This is a genomic window from Sphingobacterium athyrii, from assembly GCF_003071065.1.
Classification (GTDB): Bacteria; Bacteroidota; Bacteroidia; order Sphingobacteriales; family Sphingobacteriaceae; genus Sphingobacterium; species Sphingobacterium athyrii.
The window spans coordinates 270,730-290,752 of the sequence record NZ_QCXX01000008.1; the positions used below are offsets into that span (position 1 = coordinate 270,730).

Genomic DNA, 20,023 nt, shown 5'->3' on the forward strand with positions numbered 1-20,023 from the left:
AGTCTTTTTAAAAGTTAACACTGAATCCCGCAGTATATGTCCTCGGTGCAGGATAGTTAAAACGGCTGATCCCCTCACTATTTTCGGGGTCAAGCCCTCGCCAGGACGTCCAGGTCAATAGATTTTGCCCCTGAAAGAAAATCCGGGCTCCTTTAATCACCTTTTGATCTCCAAACAACGTTTTCGGAAACTGATAAACCAAATTCACATTCCGCAATCTGAGAAAGGAGGCGTCCTGGATATCTTTGGACGTATATTCGCGCGGTATATCAATCCGCTGTAAAATAGCATTATCCCCCGGTTGTTTCCAGCGGTCCGTAAGCATGCGTATACTTTGGTTACTCGTCATATAGCTTGAATTCTCATTATAAAAATCCTCGTTATTCCAGCGGCGAACATCACTAACGAATGCAAACAAGGCATCTAACGAGAGGTTTTTCCAGCGAACAGTTGTATTAAATCCGCCGACCCATTTCGGAAACATGCTTCCGGATTTCGTAACAGCCTGTGAAGTTTCGTCGTATTCGGTCGTTACACTGCCGTCACGGTTATAATACTGTGCATCACCCGTTTGGGGATTAACTCCTGCCCACTCAGGCGCATAGTAGGTCCCATAGGGAAGTCCAACGCGCATGATACGTGTATCTCCATCTAAAACCTCTGTCAATGCATCAGAAAGGTACAATATCGTATTCTTATTATACGATGCATTGACCCCTAAAGTCAGCCCCCAATCCGTCGTCTTAACGACGTCACCGGACACGCTCATTTCCACTCCCCTATTACGCATCTTGCCTGTGCTCAATGGTAGCTTACGATCCAAGAATCCCGATGTCAGGGAAATCGGCTGATCAAAAAACATATTCTTGGTTATTTTATTATAATAATCCATGGCAACACGAAGCCGCTTTGATGGAAAAAGCTCCAAATCAAATCCAGCATTGAATTCATCCACATATTCCCAGTCATAATTCGGATTTCCGGGATCATAAGGACGAATGGCTGTTTCACCACCATAGGTAATGTCCTTTCTAAAAGTTGCTAAGTAATTGAAATCACCATTGATTGTACTGGCCGTGGTACCATAACTGGCCCGTAGAGATAGGCCTTGTATGAATTCATTGGATTTCAAGAATTCCTCTTCCTTGATATTCCAATTTGCGCCGAAGGAGTAGAAACCATGCCAACGATTCGCCTCAGCCACACGGGAAGAGCCATCATAACGATAACTTGCCGTCAACGAATAACGATTGTCATAAGTATACCTTCCCAAGGCCATATACGAAGCTAACGCGTATTTAGTACGCCCACCCAAAATTGCTGGTAAATAGGTCGGACTTACTGTTACACCATTCGGATTCTCGGGCAGACGGCTATCAATACCGTAACCCTTGTATCCAAAGGCACGGTTACGTCGATATAAATATTCAAAATAAGCTGAGAGCTCCAAGTTATGCTTTTCGTCAAAAGTATTTTGATAGGTTAATCCGGTGGTACTGATCACATTGGTAGACCGGAGGTTGTCTTCTGCGAATAATCCCTTTCCACCAAGTGTCGGATCCCGATCCCGTGATCCGTAATAAGAATCAGGATTGATATAATCTTGGCCGGTAGTCGTGTTATAATCTATCCCCAATCGCGTGTGGACTTTTAAGGTCGGTAGTAATTGATAATTTAGATTCAGGCCAACATTGGTATTAAATAACTCAGAAGAACTACTTGAGTTGAGCAGGCGCTCCAATCCGGCACTCCCTTCGCGCTGATCCAAAATAAAGTAATCGTCTTCATTACCAAAATGAATGAGCGTTCCGTCCGGTGCATACGGATATTCATAAGGTAGTGCATAATAAACCGATGCCATAGACGATCCGACACGTGAAGCTCCTACACCTTCGGTAAATTTCGAATTTGTATACCCAAGGGTCACATTTACACCTCCTGAAAGCTTCCCTTTATCAAAATCTACATTATTTTTCAAGGTATACCGATCAAGACCAGATCGAATGGCGACCCCCTCCTGTTTATAGTATCCCGCACTGCTATAAAACCGTACATGCTCCCCGCCTCCACTGACATTTACCTGCTGATCCATAAACTTTCCATTGCGAAAGAAGTAATCACGCCAGTCAACATTAATTCCTCTCAAACTATCCAATAGTTGAGCTGCTCGAGCTTTATAAGCTGAAGTTCCCCCTGCTACGTCAGGATTTTTAGGTGAATAAGTCCATCCCGGACCTATACCTTCATTGTTATCTGGATCGACAAAAGCTCCCAATTCTTCTTCAAATTGCAAACGTTGCTGCGTATTCATCATCTGGAATTTTGGCCTTGTCAGTTTGGAAATACCATATTGAGAGTTAAAATTCACCGTCAACTGACCAGATTTACCTTTTTTTGTCGTGATGACAATCACACCGTTTGAACCTCTGGATCCGTATAAAGATTTTCCTGTTGCATCGCGCAATACATTGACAGACTCAAAATCATTCGCACTAAAATTCTTCAGTTCAGATGTGGCAATAGGAATTCCATCGATCACATACAGAGGATCCGAAATACCATTGATGGAACCAATCCCCCGGATAACAACAGAAGCAGTAGCACCAGGTTGTCCTGAACTAGCCATTACACTCATCCCCGGAACACGCCCCTGTAGCATTTGGTCAACAGAAGCCATAGGTACTTGTTCCAGATCTTTTGCTTTTACTGTGGTGGAAACATTGGCGGACTGTTTTTTGGAATAATTCGTATATCCTGTCACGGTCACATCCTCCAACACCGTGCTCTTATTTGCCAATACAATCGTTAGCGGCCCCGAACCACTGACTGTATTGCTCTGTCGGTCATAGCCCACAGAGGAGAACTCCAATTGATCCCCCTGTTTTGCAGCAATACTGAAACTACCGTCCGGAGCGGACTGTGCAGTTATTCCTGTCGTCAAATTGCTGACGGTGACAGCACCTATGCCCTGCCCCTTTTCATCAAGAATTTTTCCCCGAATAGTTTGTTGTAAGCGCGCGAACGAATAGCCATAACTGGCAGCTGAAGCGGAGTGTCCAGACTTGGCGAGAGCTGGTGATAGATTTAGGGTGAGCGCTAGGGTCATCAGCGCTTGTGCGTGCATGCTACCTCTCATAATATTTGCATTTTGGTCAGTGTTAAAGTCTATCCATGCGGATAACTTTAGCTAACCTAAAATGCAAATAATTATCGAATAAATGAAATATTTTTTACTTTATTCATCTTCTTTGTCCCACCAGTCGGATGCCTGTAAATCATCTATTTCACGACGATCCTTCTTCGTGGGTCTTCCCGTTCCGCGGTCCCGTTTAAGTACCGGCGCCTGAAACACCGATTTGTAGCCCACAGTCTCTTCCACTGGGGTCTGATCTTCATAAAACTGAACCGCAGTTTTTGCATCCACCCGGCGCTCAAGAAGACCGGTTACCTGCACGACTTTCTTTTCTATTCCTTTTTGGATATGATAGACATCACCAATTTTAACCTCGTAAGAAGGTTTAATATTTTGACCTTTCAGCTTGACCCGTCCCGCCTTACAGGCTTCGGTTGCCAAGGTTCGCGTCTTAAACAATCTTATCGACCATAAATATTTATCAATTCTCAATTTTTCTGATGCTGCAGCCATAGTTCAAAAATAGTTATATTAGCAAATTATCGTGGTATTTCCACCGAAAATTAACATATTTCCCCGATGAACATTTTCTTCATGAGGGGAGAGAACGATAAAGTTGCTTTTAAATGCAACTTTATCTAAGTTTGTACATCAAAATAAACAAATTCAAATAAGCAAACAAATAATATGGTAGAGCCACTTAAAAAATTGATTGAGGAAGCTTGGGAAGATAGACAGTTATTGGAGTATAAAGAATATACAGAAGCAATTCGTACAGTGATTATGAAGCTGGACAGCGGTGAAATCCGTGTAGCTGAAATGATCGGAACGAGATGGCATGTCAATGACTGGATCAAGAAAGCTGTGATCTTGTATTTCCCGATCAATGATATGCGTGAAATGACGGCCGGTCCTTTTGTATTCCATGATAAAATGAAGTTAAAAACGGATTACAAACACACGGGTGTACGTGTTGTTCCCGGAGCTTCTGCACGTCTTGGCGCGTATTTAGCTAAAGGAGTAATCATGATGCCTTCATACGTTAATATCGGTGCTTATGTCGATGAAGGTACGATGGTAGATACTTGGGCAACAGTAGGGTCTTGTGCTCAAATCGGTAAACATGTACACTTAAGTGGCGGCGTTGGTATCGGTGGCGTACTTGAACCTGTTCAAGCTGCTCCAGTTATTATTGAAGACAACGTATTTATCGGATCAAGAGCAATCGTTGTTGAAGGAATTCGTGTAGAAAAAGAAGCCGTATTAGGTGCTAATGTTGTATTGACCGCATCGACAAAAATCATCGATGTTACCGGACCTGAACCAGTGGAATATAAAGGTTACGTGCCTGCACGCTCGGTTGTCATCCCTGGATCTTACACCAAAAAATTTGCTGCGGGCGAGTATCAAGTTCCTTGTGCATTGATCATTGGTCAACGCAAAGAATCTACCGATAAGAAAACTTCATTAAATGATGCTTTGCGTGAGCATAATGTCGCTGTCTAAATTCAAGTCAGAACTAAAGAAATAAAAAATGAGCGCATTCGTGGATCGTGAGGATTTAAACAAGGCGTTGGAAACGCTGAAAGCAGGTGGATTAATCCTATACCCAACAGATACGATCTGGGGAATAGGCTGTGATGCCACTAATCCGGAAGCTGTAGAGAAAGTCTTTCAATTGAAGGGAAGAGATAAATCCAAGAGTCTGATCGTCCTTTTACATAACGACAACCAATTGGCAAGTTATGTGAACGAAATCCCGGACGTTGCTTATCAGCTTATTGAATATACGGACAAGCCATTGACAATTGTCTATTCGAATGCCAAAAATCTTGCCCCCAATGCCATCGCAGAGGACGGTTCGATTGGCATTCGAATTGTCAAACATCCTTTTTGCGAACAACTTCTACAACGCTTCCGTAAGCCTATTATCTCCACTTCAGCCAATATCAGTGGTGAGCCAACAGCGAAGGATTTTGACGAAATCGCTGAAGAGATCAAAGCAGGTGTAGACTATATTGTCGAATATGATAGGCATGTGAAGACCGATGGTAAATCGTCTACCATCATGAAACTGGATCCGAGCGGTAAATTTGAATTTATTCGAAAGTAGTAGAAAGTTCTCCTGTTTTTTAACACGTAAAATGCGAGAAACGGTTTTTGTGATCTTGAATACGGCTTAAAAGAGACAGACGATGAAATTGTGCTTGCGCGAACGAAGTAAATATGAGACCAAAGATTATAAATAATTTAAACGGATGAAAAAGATCATTTTATTTTTTGCCCTGGCAATTGCTATAAATACACAATTACATGCGCAAAAAAAGGAGATTCCTTCCGCAAAGCCCGGTGTAAAATATGGAAAGGAAATTCAGGCAAATAAGGCGATTTCTGTTGCTAAACTAGAAAAAGAGCTAAGTAACAAAAATACTTTCACTGGCAAAATTGAGGGTAAGGTTGTTGAAGTCTGTAAGAAGAAAGGTTGTTTCATGACCTTAGCGCGCGATGGGGAAGAGCCTATTATGGTACGTTTTAAAGATTACGGCTTTTTTATGCCTGCTGATATTATCGGTAAAACGGTCGTGGTCGAAGGCGTGGCCAAGCGGAAAGAAACTTCAGTTGCATCACTGCAACATGCCGCAAAAGATCTCGGTAAATCTCAAGCCGAAATAAATCAAATTACTCAGCCAAAAAACGATATTAATATTGTTGCTGACGGAGTACTTGTGGTAAGATGAAAAAATTTCAGACAGCAACTGTCCCATCCATCAATGTAGGTGGACAGCTAATGACATTTGAGAAACCTATTGTAATGGGCATACTCAATGTTACCCCGGACTCCTTTTATGACGGTGGAGATAATACCACTGTGGAGAAAGCCTTGGAAAAAGCAAGTAATCTCTTAGCGGCAGGCGCTCAAATTCTCGATATTGGGGCCTATTCTTCACGTCCCGGCGCTCCATTAATATCTTCTCAGGAAGAAATGGACAGGGCGCTCCCTCCTATCCTGGCAATCAGAGAGGCTTTTCCAGAAGCCATCTTATCCATAGACACTTTTCGGGCAGATGTCGCTGCCGAAGCTATTGACGCAGGTGTACACATCGTCAATGATGTCTCGGGAGGTACGCTTGATGAGGAAATGTTTGCCACAGTAGCCAAATACCAAGTACCTTATATCCTCATGCATATGCGTGGTACTCCCGAAAATATGCAGAAGCAAACGGAGTATACCGATATCGTGACCGATGTTGCTACCTTTCTAGGGGAAAGTGTAGCAAAGTTAAGGGATTTGGGGGTAAAGGACATTATCCTGGATCCCGGGTTCGGCTTTGCGAAAACGATCAACCAAAATTATGAATTACTATACCGCGTCAATGAGCTCCACTATTTTGGTCTTCCAATTTTAGGCGGCATATCACGTAAATCCATGATTTATAAAAAATTGGGTATTACAGCACAGGATGCCCTCAATGGTACAACGGCATTAAATACCTTACTTTTGGAAAGAGGTGTACAGATGCTTCGTGTCCACGATGTCGCAGAGGCAAAACAGCTTGTTGATCTCTTCTATTAGAGAAGTGTGCATACTATTTGTATAAACATCGTTCCGGGTATGTCGTATTTACTTGCCAATAAATGTTGGATCACTTAATGTTCCTATAAAAGCAATAATAGCTAATTTTTCCTGCTCCGTTAATGGAATGCGATTGCCATTTTCCTTTAGGATAGAATCAAGATTTTCTGCATCAAGTACGCCTTTATCGAAATAATCCAAAACGGATCTCAAGGTCGGGAATTGACCAAAACTTCCGTAAGGCGCTGTATAGGCCGCATTTCTTAGAGAGGGAACACGAAAAGCCATTTGATCAGCTTGCCGTCCGGTAACCCGACCACGTCCTGCTTCTTCAGGATTAGGATTCATTGGGAAGCCCACATTTCTAAAGCTCTGATCAGTAAAAAGCTCCGTACCATGACAACTTGCACATTTAGTCTTGAAAGTTGTATACCCTCTCTCCTCTTCCGCTGTAAATCGCTCCCCTTCATTTCTTTTTACACGATCATATTTGCTATTGGCAGAGATCAATGTATACTCGTATTGTGCAATACTGCGATAAATTCGATCAGGTGTTATGCCACCCTCACCGAATGCTTTTTGAAATAAATCTTTGTAATCGGAATCGTCGCCAATCTTACGGATAACCTCTAATATAGAAGAATTCATTTCTTCATGCGTGATGATGGGAACCAATGGTTGCTTTTCCAGCTCAAGAATATTACCGTCCCAATTATAGAATTTCATAAAGGCCAAATTCTGTAAAGGGGGTGTATTCCGCAGTCCAACCCGTCCCTCAATACCTATTGCCTGCATCTTTCCATCAGAAAAAGCCAGGGAAGGATTATGACAACTTGCACATGAAATCGTGTTATTACCACTGAATCTTTTTTCATTGAATAGTTTCTCACCTAATTCCACACCATATTTCGTAGGTCTATTATCTTTTACAGTAGTATTCAGTGCGGGAAAATCTGTAGGTATAAAAAAGGGAATTTCGGGATTGCTATCGTTATCCAACACAAAACTATCCTCTTTGCTACAGGATAAGATAATCAACAAGGTAAACAAAATCCCAATTACGGTTTTCATCTGCATCTCTATTTATTGTAAAATCATCATGGATAGGCTATGTCGTCATGTATACGCTTGCCCTCCATGATGATCAATTGTATAATTTATTTTAGTTTTCGACCTTTTCAATAGAGAACATTCCTGCTCTATCTTCCTTATCGTCTCCGCCAAGATTATTGACATATTCTACCATGACCTCCATACCTTCATGTTGTTGTGGTGCTGTCGCATATTTTGCATTGATGCTGATCTTATTTTTCCCACTAAATAACTTATCAAAATCTGCCTTAATCGTAATTTGGGGTTTGTTACCACCGACAACAAGCCTTGTATCTAAATCCAATGTAATATCACGATAAGCATCTACTCCCTGCACGTAGGTATCTGGTTGCCCAGGCTTTCCATTTAAAGTACTGCCGGTATGAATCGTGAATTTTTTATGATCGTTTTCATAAAACCCCTCCATTTTAGCAAAACGATAACCAGTCGCCCATTGCCACATCATCTCCGTATCATTGGCTTCAGCAGTCGCATAAAATACAGGAAATCTAAACTGATCCAATGTGTTTAATCCCGGCTTTATACCAAGTCCAAATTTTATCTGCTTGTATTCCCCTACGGGTATGTCTGCCAACATGTAATCCAAGCTTGAAAGTTTTGCCTGATTAACCACGGTAGCTCCCTTGTCCAAATCATTTACATTATAAGGAATTTCAGACCCATCGGCTTTCACAAGTCTGATATTGCTAATCACGTACTTTAACTCCGAAAATTGATGCACTTGGCCATCAGCCGATGTATTCGTCGTCGCTACTGGGGAATCTAAGCCCCCCAGCACGATTGTCGTATTTTTAAAAGTATTGTTGAAATGTAAATTAACACTGTTTGCGACATCTTCATTTTTACTACAAGAGATCATGACCAAAGAAATCATTAGGAGTTTAATTGCATTTTTTTTCATGTTATTCTAAGTTTTAAGTTATTTAAAAATTGACTTTTAAGGATGTAAAAATATTCCGTCCCATCCGGGGTATATTTCCCCAATCCGCATAGGTACTATAATATTCATTCAACAGGTTCTCGGCCCCAACCTGAAAGACAGATTTGAACTTGCCGAGGCTGAAACTGTAATCCGCAGATAAGTTCCATATTTTGTAGGAAGCCGTTTGATCTTCACCATAGGCTGGACTGTAATTGGTCTGGGCAAAATCTCCGTTTAAGGAGGTCCGCAAGCCGAGTCTTTTATACCCATAATGCAGTGAAGTCTGATAACTCAGCGGACGTATAAATGGTAGATTCCCGCCTTCATCATCCTTTCCTCTTGCATAGGTAAGCACGCCTTTCCAATGCAGGTTATCCAGGATTTTATAATCTACATTAATAGCTGTATTAAACAGCGTAGCATATTTTAAAGAAGTATAACCTTTTACACCGACGGATTGATAATTCATGGGGCTTCCTAAACTCAAAATCCGCCCGATGATATAATTGTTGATGTAGAAATAGTTAACTTTTGCAGCAATACTTAGCTTCTCAGTCTTGAATCCAACGCTGGCGTTGCCTTCATAAGAAATCTCATTCTTTAGATCGGGGTTCCCGATATAATCATAACGGTCAAAGCTATTGTAGATATAATAGCCATAGGCCTCGGAAACAGAAGGCGCGCGATGGCCAAAACCCGTTCCTAACGAAATATCAAACTGATTTAAGCTTAACTCATAGCTGGCATGTAAGCCCGGAAGCCATCTATTCTTTTTTTGTGATGCTCCGGGATGAAAAATCCAGTTAAATTCCACGTATTTGGAGTAGTTATAGTTCCAGCCTAACGAACCACCGAGATTCACTTTACTCCTTTCTGAAATTTCCCAGGAATTATTCATTGCAATACTTGCAAAACGGGTTGTTACCCAAGGCCAGCTATAAGCAAACATGGTCTGTTTGGAACGATCTTGGGGGTACATTCGCATTTCCGCTATCGAAAGATTATCGTAGGCATTGAACTGTACCTCCGAAGAATATCGGTCTTTCTTTAAATTTATTTTTGACACCAATCCATACGTCGTACTCCATCCGGGCATATCCATGTGTACCAAATTCTCCGGCCGTGTCGTATCATCCATATAGTGCTCCACGGCATTGAAATAAACTTTGGTATCCCATACTTTTACCAATCCTTCCTCAAACAATTGCTTATAGGATGCTGATGTAATAATCGCCCGTGATAACCATAGATCCATCGGTAAAGCTGGGAAGCCAACATCTTTTGCCCGATCAAATATCGCATCTACCCTGATGGCAGAAAGTGGACTTGTCTTATAGGCTAGGCCCAATGATGCATTCAGTTTATTATATTGTGAATGCAGTACTTCCTTGTTGTTTCCGTCATAATAATTACCTGCTTTACGAAAGGCAATGCTACCGTCAGCCACAAAGTTGTCTGTTGAATAGAATAGATTCCCAAGGTTAAATGCCTGTTTATTGTTAAACTCAAAACCTGTCTGATACGCACCACCTACTTTTTGTTGCAGACCAAAAGGCGTACTTCTTCTTTTGAGATCAATACTTCCAGCCACTGTCGCGCCATGCATATTCCCTTCTTGCCCAGATTTAATATCAATGGAAGAGAGGTTGTTCGTTTCCACGTAGGAAGTTATGGGATCCATCTTATCCGTACAGGCGCCAAAAATATGCATACCGTCGATTGTGATTGTAGAACGCTCTGTACTCATGTTGTTCAGTAAAGGTTCCCATGCATAGGCTCCACGCTTAATAAAGCTGATATTGTCTGATGAAGCCAAAAACTCATCGACTGAGACAGCCATCTTCATATCGTTTTCGATTTTTCGTTTGACCGTAGCGTCAACCTTGACTTCCCCCAAACGTCTCGTTGTATCTCTTTTTACCGGAGCAATTTGTCCATTAACATCCAACCCAAGAGAAAGAATAAAAAGAACTAGACTTAATTTCTTCATGACTCTTAGAATAAAATATCGAGATGTAGTTCGCTTTTACGTCCTTCCACTCCCGGTGTAAAATCTTTTGGCACTTCAGTACCACGGATCACCTTTCCCTCTGGGTTCAACAGGATGAAATTTAATGTCCAATTTCCCGTCATGGTATAATTCACAACACCATGGTATAAACCGTCCTTATCCTGTATCAGATCCCTATTGTTAGGAGACGAGTGATTGCCCATGGAAGGTTCAGGCATACGCGGGTCTAACTTCAACGTATAACGCTCAACCTGCGAATAGGAAAATTGCAGTTGATCAGCCGGCCCTTTTGCTGCAGAATCGAGCATTCTATTCAATTTATAGATGCCGGCGACCAATTTATTTTCGGCGACATTTGGCTTCCGCGGAGCAATCAATGCTATGACATACTGCTCATCATCTTTTCCCCTGAACACGGTCATATTGAGATTTTTATTAGTCTGTTGTCTGACCGCCACCTCTTTTATCAGGGAAAAGGTTTGATTGCCGACGGTAAAATTGATATAGAGTGCCCAACTACCCTCAGTACCGCTTTCGCTGGTGAAAACGGTGTAACCTGAAAAATACTTATCCGCTGATTTATAACCGAAATGATACTGATTTGGACACGAACTCTTTTCTCCCATGACAGTGGTCTTGATGGGCAGAAATGTAAGACCCGACACTTCCACAGGAGTATTTGTTTGCGTGTTCTTAATTCTTACGCGGATATCATTATAGCCGCGATATAATACGCCGTTCAGCGCTTCTATACTGACCGTGTAAGCAGAGGTTACAACATTTGAAACCTCCTTAAATTCATTATTCTCTTCAATTACTTCTCCCCTTTCGGCTTCATAATTTGTTTTTCCCTTTGTACATGATCCGAGAAAGACACACGCAAGAGCAGCATAAAAACCTATTGTTTTTATCAATATACTTACCTTCATAAAAATACCATGTTAGCTTAGTTAACAGGTGAGGTTTATAACACAGGTTCAAGCATGGTTAGAAGAAAACATAGAAATTTTTCCAAATTACCCGGAACCCGTCGTCCAAAAACCGACAACCTGTTCAAATAAAATTTTCATCCGCTTAAATTTTATTCAGTAGTGATGAAGCGATCAGATTTATTCATCGAGGGTGCGTTCTAAGCTGCATTCTTGAGCTTGCTTCGCCGGGTTATCGTTCCCTTATACGATTGAATAAATCACGATGGTTTCATTGGAATAAATTATACTTTATAGCCGATGAAGCGATCATGAGCATATACATATCACTATCAGCTAGCGACATACATGTCATGATGATTTCTAAAAATGGATTTAAACTAATGGAGGGTGAAAAATTGTGAAGATTGGTCTGTAAGAATAATTTTCGTTGTATTCTGGGAACGGGCGTTCCGCAGCATCTTCCTGAAATAAAGAAGAAATCTTAAAATCAAAATTTTGAGTATTATTGATAAAAACAACATCAATAATACGTGATTCCAGGTTCTTTTGCTCCTTCTCTTCGTGCTCACGCATTTTCTTCATCAAGATACATTGGCCTCTACACGAGAGCGCCTTTTCGTTGAAACGGTTGATACATTCGTAACGGGCAATGTAATCTCGATTCAGCTCAAAAATGGACCATAGCCATACTGTTGAGAAACTCTGGAGGAGCATCAAAGGCAATAAAATCCATATGAACTGTTTAGCTTTCATCTTGTGAGTTCGGCAAATATATAAATGAATCCCCGAATACACAAATTCATCAGGAACAATAAAAGCCCTGAGTAAAGTCTTACCCAGGGCCTGAAAAATTAAAAAGCTGCTTATTTTGATACCACCGTAAGCACCGCTTTTTTATTACCCGCTGTTAAATCCAGCGTAAATAGATACGTTTTTCCAGCTTCCAACGTTTTACCTGTTTTGATACCCAAGTTTCCGGAATCACGCCCATTTTTACCGTCACCAATAAAAATTAGATCGCTTGACGTCGTCACATCCGTACCCCCGAACTCTCCGCCCCAGCCTTTTTGGTGAAAGAACTTAAAGTTGATATTATTGGTATTGATTGATTCGCCTGCTTTCAGTGTAATTTGGTACTTTTTATTACCTAATGGAGCTAAACAGAGGGCTTTATCGGTATTCCAACCAACCTGATTACTGGAAACTTTTGGCTTTCCAACGCCTTCTCCAATTATCCATACGGCTCCGGTACCATCTTCCTGCAATTTAGCAAGATCATTTCCGGCCATGGCCTCAACCACGAAGTATTTTAGCGCGAAGTCTGCAGCAATGCGGTATTTCCCTGTTATTCCTTTAAACGATATGACCCCATCGGCGGCTCGCGTAAAGAAGTCAGGGTCAATCCACCAATCTTGTAGATCCGCAATACCTTCAAAAGTTGCTGTCTCCCCTTGATTCAACACCATTTCAACTTTAGAATGCGTATCATCAAGACGGCCGAACAACGATCCATTAAGCAGCACGAAAATAAATGGAGAGGCTTGAAACGTCAATGTATTAAATTGTATCGGGTATACACCAGATGTTGAATTTGAAAACGGGATTTCAGCTGTAGAACCAAAATCAACAGCATTATTAACCCATCCAAAACTCATGGCATTCCCCTGTTCGCCAACCTTTGGGGCTTGGATATAACCCTTTACTTCAGCCGAAAAATTCTCCTTGGCGGCATATTGATTCCGCCCGGTTTTCTCCATCCGATAGGACTTTGATTCGGTAACCAATGTGAGGTAAGGAAAGTCCGGACGACTTAAATCTATATCAAAAGATTGTTCTGTTTTCTTTTGACTAATATTCTGTAAAACAAACTTAATGGTCGCTTTCCCATCTGGAATGTCTTTCAAAAAAGGGACATAAATTTTTCCGCTATAGTCGCCATTCTCTTTTGTACGAATCGTCGTTTCGGTAACCTTATCGTCTGTAAAATATAATTGAGCTTTCAGCGTAGACAAAGCTACTTCGCTATCCGATACACGAACATTAAAGACTAAACTATCACCAAAATGAGCAGCAGAAATAGCTGATTTCAATTCTATTTTTGGATCACCGATTTGATACACAAATTTTTCATCCTTTTTACAAGAACTTACCACAGCTATTGTTCCCAATAGTATATTGATGAGATAACTTTTCATAATCCCAATATTTAGTTTTTCCAACGATAAGAGACGACTGAATTTGCAGGAACCTCGTAGTTAAAATGATTTTTACCATCTGCCAACGTGATTTTACGGTTGTCGTTCGATTCATTCAATAACACGACAGCATAGCTTCCGTCTGTATTCTGAAAGGCACTATAGACCAGTCCTGCAGCGGTATATCCTGTAGCGCCAATGCGTGTCGCACCGGACTTAACCACGGATGACAGATGTCCTACAATATAATAATGCGAGTTGCGCGTGATACTCCTGTAATTTGACTTGCTAATATCGACAGCGCCATAACAGGTTTGACAACCGCCTTCGCGATTTGGGCCCTTATCGGTATCCAACATCAAATTCCAAACAATAACACCCTTGCTCCAATTGTTTACAGTCCCTAACGCTACTTCGCGCATATCTTCCATTAAACGCTTGTCAAGGTTACGCCCATCATTCCATTCCCCGATGGATGTTTCTGTAAAGACCAGATCTTTATCCGGACGCTGATTATGAATATCAATTAACTCCGCTTTATCACCACCATAGTTGTGATAAGCTGCGCCAGCGATAAAAGAAGCGGCACCGGCATCATTATAGATTTTGATGGGGTAATCTTCCTGATCGGCCATATTATCGTAATTATAATTATGGTCGAATGCATAGATCTTCGTAGCAATACTGGCCGCCTTAAGTTGTGGGCCTAGAGATTGTTTGATAAATGCTTGTTGCTCCTGCCACGACATGTACATTGAAGCAGAATTTTTCCGATTCAATGGCTCGTTTTGAACGGTAATTGAATAAATATTAATGCCCTCTTTCTTCATTGCCTGAAGCCATTGGACAAAATACCAACCGTAATCCTGATAGTACTTAGGATTTAATTGACCGCTGGTCCAAGAATCAAAAGGTTTCAAATCTGTCAGATTATCGACCTTCATCCATTTTGGCGGAGTCCATGGCGATCCCATAATTTTGACATTTGGGTTGATGGCTAGAATCTCCTTCAGCACAGGAATAACATATTGCGTTTCTTCTGACTGCAATCCAAAATTTTCCTTTCCTTCTTTGTCCCAACAGGTATACTCGCTCAATGAAAAATCAGAACATCCGATAGCAATACGGATGTAACTCATGCCCATACCATCTTTATCGGAGAAAGTCTCCGTGAGAAATTTCGTCCGATCCTCCTTACTCATTTTCATCAGATTATAACAGGTAGAACCGGTGATAGCCGCACCAAATCCATCCATTGTCTGAAATTTCTGATCAGGATTTAAGGTAATCGTATTGGGCGACATGTTAAACTTTGTACTAAAATCGACATACTTTTTTGTCAGATCATAGGCTCGACTTGTATTGGTCGTTACAATAGTGACATCGCCAGATTTTTTGATATCATCGCCTTGAGAAGGTATATAGCTATCTCGTTTACAAGATGTTGCCGTGATCAAACAGGACAACAAGAATGTATATATCATAGTGTTATTATTACGTTTCATAAAATTAAAATAATTAGTATCCCGGATTCTGAACTAAGTTAGGATTCTGGTCAATTTTAGGTTGCGGAATCGGCAGACGGTAGGAATTCTTTGTGAACGGATATACCCGCGCCTTTCTTCCTGAGTCTTTCGCATACACGGCATTCATGACAGTTTCCACCTTATCCAAACGAACCAGATCAAACCAACGCTGTCCTTCGAAGGCTAATTCTAAGCGACGCTCTTTTAAATATGCTTCCAGCAAAGCATCTTTATTCGCACGAACTCCAGCGGATAATTTGGGTAATTTTACACGTGTACGGATCTTATCAATAATGTCAGCTGCCCCCGAAAGATCGGTTCCCTGTTGGATTAACGCTTCGGCTTTCAATAACAAAATATCCGCGTAGCGGAGCTTGACAATGCTACTCATGCCCGAACGCAACTTAAACATAAAAGGATAATGGCTTGATGGGTAATAGTTGCTCCAGGTTGTTGTATAATAAACAATAGATTGTGCCATCCGAATTTGGTCTGCTTCATTCGTATATGCTTGTATCAAATCACGAGATGGTGTGACCCATTTGGCCCATGTAAATGCATTGTCGTAATTGGACAGGTCGCGACCAAACATCCAGGTCGCCCAGTTTCCAGATCCAGGCATAAATTGCGCCTCTAAAATTGATTCTTTTGTATTTCGTTGCGCTAAGTCCGTCTTGGCGGCGTTCAATTCATATAAATCCCCATAATTAGAATTCAAATCAAATCCATCTCCAGTCAATGCATCCGCATACTGAATAACTTTATTATAATCCCGGAGGGGTTTTTCCGCATAGAGTTTTGCCAACATTGCCCGAGCTACAGACTTTGTAAACAAAGTCTTATTCGCATTGTTATTGACCGGGGCATCAACCAAGGCCTCCAAAAGATCCTTCTCGATCTGTTTATGCGCTTCCTCTTCAGTCGCCTGCTTGGGGAAGTACTCCGGATATACCGTTTCGATATTTTCTGCGGTAATATCTTTTCCTTGAGTTGTAATTACTGGGATAGATCCAAATATGCGCACCATATCAAACATCGCCAGTGCCCGAAAGATTTTACCCTGCGCCTTGTAAACTTTAATGTCAGCGTCACTAATGGATTTATCCGCAACACTATCGACATTGATGATTAAACGGTTGGCCCGCGCAATATCTTCCAGATAACGTGCCCAATCTCGATCAACAACGGAGTTCGATCCCTCAATAGAATTATTCTCAAATGGTACAACTTCGGCACCTGTTGTTCCCGCGTACGCATTATCAGCATGGGAATCGCCGATCAGCAATAGATCCAGGTACCAATGTTCTTGCCTATCTCGCATCTGTTGGTAAATCCCAGAGAGAAAATTATCAACCTCGCTTTTGTTTTTAAAGACGATCTGTGTTCCATTTTCAGTTTTACCCTGACTAACATCTGTATAACTGTCCAGTGGATCGCGATTTAGCGAGCAAGAAGCCAGCAACAATCCTGTCATGAACAACGGTAAAACGTATTTAATATTTGTTTTTTTCATCACCATTCAATTAAAATTCTACATTTACACCAAGTACAAAAGATCTATTTTGCGGATATGTCCCCCAATCGAGACCTTGTACTCTTCCCGAATTTCCCCACTGGTTTACCTCCGGATCCATGCCTGAATATTTAGTTAGCGTAAATAGGTTACTGGCCGAAAAATAAGGCTGAATCTTTTTTATTCCAATCTTTTTCAAACGTTCAGGTGCTATAGAATAGCCCAATGAAATATTTTTTACGCGCAAATAGCTTCCATCTTCCACAAAATAAGATGAGTTTTTAATATCAAAGCCTGCTTTGGGCACATGTGTAATCTGTCCCGGAACGCGCCAGCGATCGAGTACAACGGTTGTTTGATTACGACCATCATACATTCCCTCTGTTTCCATTCGGCTCGCGTTGAAAATGTCATTACCATAAGTACCCTGAAGAAATATACTTAAGTCAAAATTTTTCCAGGAAAAGCTATTTGTCAATCCATATACAAATTTTGGATTGGGATCTCCAATATAAGTCAGGTCGGAAGGGGATGTTTTGCCATCACCATTCAAATCTCTATACATCAATTCGCCTGTCTCCGGATTTACACCATCAGAGATATAACCGTAAAATCCACCTAAAGATCTTCCGGGTTCGTTCCTAACGACAGTTGCATTGACTAGATTATTTGTAACCGCATCGTTGTAGATTTTTGTAAAGACGAGCTTGTCCAGACGGTTCTTATTAAAGGAAATATTAAAATCTGTATTCCATGTAAAATCTCCTGTTAGATTCTTGGAGTTGATTCCGATCTCAAATCCTTTATTGGTCATCTCGCCCTCGTTCCGTTTAATTGTACTCGCCGAAGAGGACCCTGTAGGTAAGCTCACTTCCATCAACATATCTGTTGTTTTTTTATGGTAGTAATCTAAGGTCAGGTTCAATCTGTTATTTAATGTAGAAAAATCAATCCCCACATTTGCCTGGGTAGTCGTTTCCCATTTTAAATCTGTCGCTCTCAATGTAGTCGAATTTCCAATATTCGGCGGAGAATATTGGTATTTGTCCTCAAACCAAGGTAAACGCTGAATCACATTGAACGAAAGATAGGAATAGTCGCCAAGTCCGGATTGGTTACCAGTCTGCCCCCATCCTCCACGTATTTTCAGCTCATTGATCCAGTCTACATCTTTCATAAAATCCTCCGCTGATAAGCGCCATGCTGCCGATACCGAAGGGAAATATCCCCATCGACCAGAAGGGCTTAATTTAGACGATCCATCCGCACGCATATTTGCAGTTACAAGGTATTTTCCGTCATAATTGTACATCGCACGGGCAAAATAGGATAGGATGGCCCAATTGGATGCCCCGGAGCCAGTTCTATCCCATGAAATCTTGTTTGCCGCATTGAGTGTCTGTATGATACCATTAGCATAATTCGAACCATAAATATAACTATTAGAATATTTGGAATCTGTCCAGGATGACCCTGCCATCGTTTCCAAGCTATGTTTTCCAAAGCTTCTGCTGTAAGTCAGCACATTGTCCCAGGTCAATACCGTGTTTGTGTTGCGTGCGTCAGAGGCTTCTCCAAACTGATTTCTACCCTGTTGTGTAATCCAGGGATCTAAAAATGTTGTCAGTACGCCCGACCGTCTGTCCATTGAAAATGAAGACTTCCAGGTTAAATTGGGCATAAAGGATATCAATACGCTTCCTGTCGCCAATAACCTATTCTCACGATTATTGTTATTCTTGGTTCGTTCGAGATTTTCTAAAGGGCTGTTGATATTTAGCCCATTGAAATTGGTATTGTACCGATCAGGAAACAAAGGATCCCATATAGGAGCATAAGTTGGTGTATTGATGATCGAAGTAACTACTCCACCTCGATTAGATCCATTGCCTGATATAATTCCATTGGTATTGTAATCCGCATAAGATATATTAGCGTTAACCTTCATCCATTTTTTCACCTGATTATCTATATTCGCTTTGAAGTTATAACGTCTAAAAAAGGAGCCCTGCAGCGTGCCTTTCTCTGTCAGATACCCCCCACCCAAATAATAGCGTAATTTCTCGTTACCATCGGAGATTGATAACTGATAATTCTGTTGAACTCCGGTTTGATAGGTTTCCTTAAACCAGTCTGTTTGATCAGTAAGCCCTTCAGGCAGCTTAACATAACCTGTCTCATCCATCAACTCTTTGTATTGTGCGGTATTCAGGACTTTTACGGTATTATTAACCACATTTGCTGTAGCTTGTGCTCCTAAGGTAATTTTAGCTTCCCCAGCTTTTCCGGATTTTGTGGTCACAAGAATAACACCATTTGCTCCGCGCGATCCATATATAGCTGCAGAAGAGGCATCTTTTAAAATCTGAATGTCCGTAATATCACTTGGTGATAAAAATTTGATGTCCTCAACAGGTAATCCATCGACAACATAAAGCGGGTCGTTTGATCCATTAAAAGACGTCGTCCCACGGACTTTAATTGACATTTCACCACCCGGTGCTCCATTGGGTTGAATCACAGATACACCTGCCGCCTTGCCTTGTATGGCCTGACCCAAACTTACGACCGGTCTCTTTTCCAAATCTTTGGTCGATACGGAAGAAATTGCAGTGGTTACGTCCTTCCGTTTTACGGAACCGTAGCCGATGACAATAACATCTTCAAGGACATTGGTAGCTGAATTTAATTGAACAGTCATGGTACTATTGGCCGGCAATTCTTTGTTGTCATAGCCAATAAAACTAAATTGAAGAATGCTGCCTTGTGGAGCCGAAATCTGGAAACGACCTTCTCCATTACTGGAAACCGCATTGCTGGTACCTTTCTGTGTTATCGTTACACCTGTGAGTGGTTTCTGATCCTGCGCATCCAGCACCCGCCCACTGACCTGAATGCGGTCCTGTGCAAATACCGAATTCAACCAGGTACACAAGAAAATCAGCCCCATGGAAAAGGTTACTTTTCGAATAAAGTAAATCATATGAAATAAAAAAATTGGTTATTGTTTTGTCTTTGGTTATTCCAAATTGCGAGGAGTTTCCCCTGCTCCATCGCTCAAAACAAAACTAGCAGGACCTAAACAGGAAAAAAAGTGAAGGTAC

At 41.3% G+C, this 20,023-nt stretch carries 15 protein-coding genes; 4 read left to right on the forward strand and 11 right to left on the reverse strand.

Annotated features, from left to right (window positions below):
- Nucleotides 1-7 precede the first annotated feature (7 nt).
- Nucleotides 8-3,136, reverse strand: a complete 3,129-nt coding sequence (locus DCO56_RS24540) for a SusC/RagA family TonB-linked outer membrane protein (RefSeq protein WP_108636322.1) — start codon at nt 3,134-3,136, stop codon at nt 8-10.
- A 99-nt stretch (nt 3,137-3,235) separates the two neighbouring features.
- Nucleotides 3,236-3,646, reverse strand: coding sequence for an RNA-binding S4 domain-containing protein (locus DCO56_RS24545; protein WP_108636323.1), 411 nt, complete (start codon nt 3,644-3,646; stop codon nt 3,236-3,238).
- Nucleotides 3,647-3,820: 174 nt separating this feature from the next.
- On the opposite strand from DCO56_RS24545, the gene DCO56_RS24550 reads away from it, so the two are divergent.
- From DCO56_RS24550 to folP, 4 genes are all read left to right on the forward strand, one after another.
- Nucleotides 3,821-4,639, forward strand: coding sequence for a 2,3,4,5-tetrahydropyridine-2,6-dicarboxylate N-succinyltransferase (locus DCO56_RS24550; protein ID WP_108636324.1), 819 nt, complete (start codon nt 3,821-3,823; stop codon nt 4,637-4,639).
- Nucleotides 4,640-4,667: 28 nt separating this feature from the next.
- Nucleotides 4,668-5,246 carry an L-threonylcarbamoyladenylate synthase gene (locus DCO56_RS24555; protein WP_108636325.1) on the forward strand — a complete coding sequence of 193 codons (579 nt, stop codon included), beginning with the start codon at nt 4,668-4,670 and terminating at the stop codon, nt 5,244-5,246.
- Between the two features lie 145 nt (nt 5,247-5,391).
- The gene (locus DCO56_RS24560) at nt 5,392-5,871 is read left to right on the forward strand and encodes a DUF4920 domain-containing protein (RefSeq protein ID WP_108636326.1); all 480 of its coding nucleotides are present in this window, start codon (nt 5,392-5,394) and stop codon (nt 5,869-5,871) included.
- A complete protein-coding gene (gene folP, locus DCO56_RS24565) occupies nt 5,868-6,707 on the forward strand; it encodes a dihydropteroate synthase (RefSeq protein WP_108636327.1) in 840 nt (279 codons plus the stop codon). The genes DCO56_RS24560 and folP overlap by 4 nt, the downstream gene beginning before the upstream one ends.
- Nucleotides 6,708-6,755: 48 nt before the next feature.
- Here folP and DCO56_RS24570 read toward each other — a convergent pair whose 3' ends face one another.
- The 9 genes from DCO56_RS24570 to DCO56_RS24610 form a co-directional block, all read right to left on the reverse strand.
- A complete protein-coding gene (locus DCO56_RS24570) occupies nt 6,756-7,778 on the reverse strand; it encodes a cytochrome-c peroxidase (protein ID WP_206531854.1) in 1,023 nt (340 codons plus the stop codon).
- A gap of 91 nt (nt 7,779-7,869) precedes the next feature.
- On the reverse strand, nt 7,870-8,721 hold the full coding sequence (locus DCO56_RS24575; RefSeq protein WP_108636329.1) for an MbnP family protein: 852 nt from the start codon (nt 8,719-8,721) through the stop codon (nt 7,870-7,872).
- Nucleotides 8,722-8,743: 22 nt separating this feature from the next.
- Nucleotides 8,744-10,732 (reverse strand): TonB-dependent receptor plug domain-containing protein, encoded by a 1,989-nt coding sequence (locus DCO56_RS24580; RefSeq protein WP_108636330.1) that lies wholly within the window; start codon nt 10,730-10,732, stop codon nt 8,744-8,746.
- 5 nt (nt 10,733-10,737) lie between these two features.
- Nucleotides 10,738-11,682, reverse strand: coding sequence for a hypothetical protein (locus DCO56_RS24585; RefSeq protein WP_108636331.1), 945 nt, complete (start codon nt 11,680-11,682; stop codon nt 10,738-10,740).
- 375 nt (nt 11,683-12,057) lie between these two features.
- Nucleotides 12,058-12,438 carry a hypothetical protein gene (locus DCO56_RS24590; protein ID WP_108636332.1) on the reverse strand — a complete coding sequence of 127 codons (381 nt, stop codon included), beginning with the start codon at nt 12,436-12,438 and terminating at the stop codon, nt 12,058-12,060.
- Between the two features lie 110 nt (nt 12,439-12,548).
- A complete protein-coding gene (locus DCO56_RS24595; protein ID WP_108636333.1) occupies nt 12,549-13,880 on the reverse strand; it encodes a DUF5125 domain-containing protein in 1,332 nt (443 codons plus the stop codon).
- Nucleotides 13,881-13,891: 11 nt separating this feature from the next.
- Nucleotides 13,892-15,364 (reverse strand): endo-1,6-beta-glucanase, encoded by a 1,473-nt coding sequence (locus tag DCO56_RS24600; RefSeq protein ID WP_108636393.1) that lies wholly within the window; start codon nt 15,362-15,364, stop codon nt 13,892-13,894.
- A 34-nt stretch (nt 15,365-15,398) separates the two neighbouring features.
- Complete coding sequence (locus DCO56_RS24605) at nt 15,399-16,919, reverse strand: RagB/SusD family nutrient uptake outer membrane protein (RefSeq protein WP_108636394.1); 1,521 nt, start codon at nt 16,917-16,919, stop codon at nt 15,399-15,401.
- Nucleotides 16,920-16,929: 10 nt separating this feature from the next.
- Nucleotides 16,930-19,902, reverse strand: coding sequence for a SusC/RagA family TonB-linked outer membrane protein (locus DCO56_RS24610; protein WP_108636334.1), 2,973 nt, complete (start codon nt 19,900-19,902; stop codon nt 16,930-16,932).
- Between the last annotated feature and the right edge of the window lie 121 nt (nt 19,903-20,023).

Excerpts from the sequence above, each read along its gene's own strand:
- DCO56_RS24580 (WP_108636330.1), bottom strand. The coding sequence starts at position 10,732 with ATGAAGAAATTAAGTCTAGTTCTTTTTATTCTTTCTCTTGGGTTGGAT.
- DCO56_RS24590 (WP_108636332.1), bottom strand. The coding sequence starts at position 12,438 with ATGAAAGCTAAACAGTTCATATGGATTTTATTGCCTTTGATGCTCCTC.
- DCO56_RS24575 (WP_108636329.1), bottom strand. The coding sequence starts at position 8,721 with ATGAAAAAAAATGCAATTAAACTCCTAATGATTTCTTTGGTCATGATC.
- DCO56_RS24555 (WP_108636325.1), top strand. The coding sequence starts at position 4,668 with ATGAGCGCATTCGTGGATCGTGAGGATTTAAACAAGGCGTTGGAAACG.
- DCO56_RS24560 (WP_108636326.1), top strand. The coding sequence starts at position 5,392 with ATGAAAAAGATCATTTTATTTTTTGCCCTGGCAATTGCTATAAATACA.
- DCO56_RS24570 (WP_206531854.1), bottom strand. The coding sequence starts at position 7,778 with ATGAAAACCGTAATTGGGATTTTGTTTACCTTGTTGATTATCTTATCC.
- DCO56_RS24595 (WP_108636333.1), bottom strand. The coding sequence starts at position 13,880 with ATGAAAAGTTATCTCATCAATATACTATTGGGAACAATAGCTGTGGTA.
- DCO56_RS24540 (WP_108636322.1), bottom strand. The coding sequence starts at position 3,136 with ATGAGAGGTAGCATGCACGCACAAGCGCTGATGACCCTAGCGCTCACC.
- DCO56_RS24585 (WP_108636331.1), bottom strand. The coding sequence starts at position 11,682 with ATGAAGGTAAGTATATTGATAAAAACAATAGGTTTTTATGCTGCTCTT.
- DCO56_RS24605 (WP_108636394.1), bottom strand. The coding sequence starts at position 16,919 with ATGAAAAAAACAAATATTAAATACGTTTTACCGTTGTTCATGACAGGA.
- DCO56_RS24600 (WP_108636393.1), bottom strand. The coding sequence starts at position 15,364 with ATGATATATACATTCTTGTTGTCCTGTTTGATCACGGCAACATCTTGT.
- folP (WP_108636327.1), top strand. The coding sequence starts at position 5,868 with ATGAAAAAATTTCAGACAGCAACTGTCCCATCCATCAATGTAGGTGGA.
- DCO56_RS24610 (WP_108636334.1), bottom strand. The coding sequence starts at position 19,902 with ATGATTTACTTTATTCGAAAAGTAACCTTTTCCATGGGGCTGATTTTC.
- DCO56_RS24550 (WP_108636324.1), top strand. The coding sequence starts at position 3,821 with ATGGTAGAGCCACTTAAAAAATTGATTGAGGAAGCTTGGGAAGATAGA.
- DCO56_RS24545 (WP_108636323.1), bottom strand. The coding sequence starts at position 3,646 with ATGGCTGCAGCATCAGAAAAATTGAGAATTGATAAATATTTATGGTCG.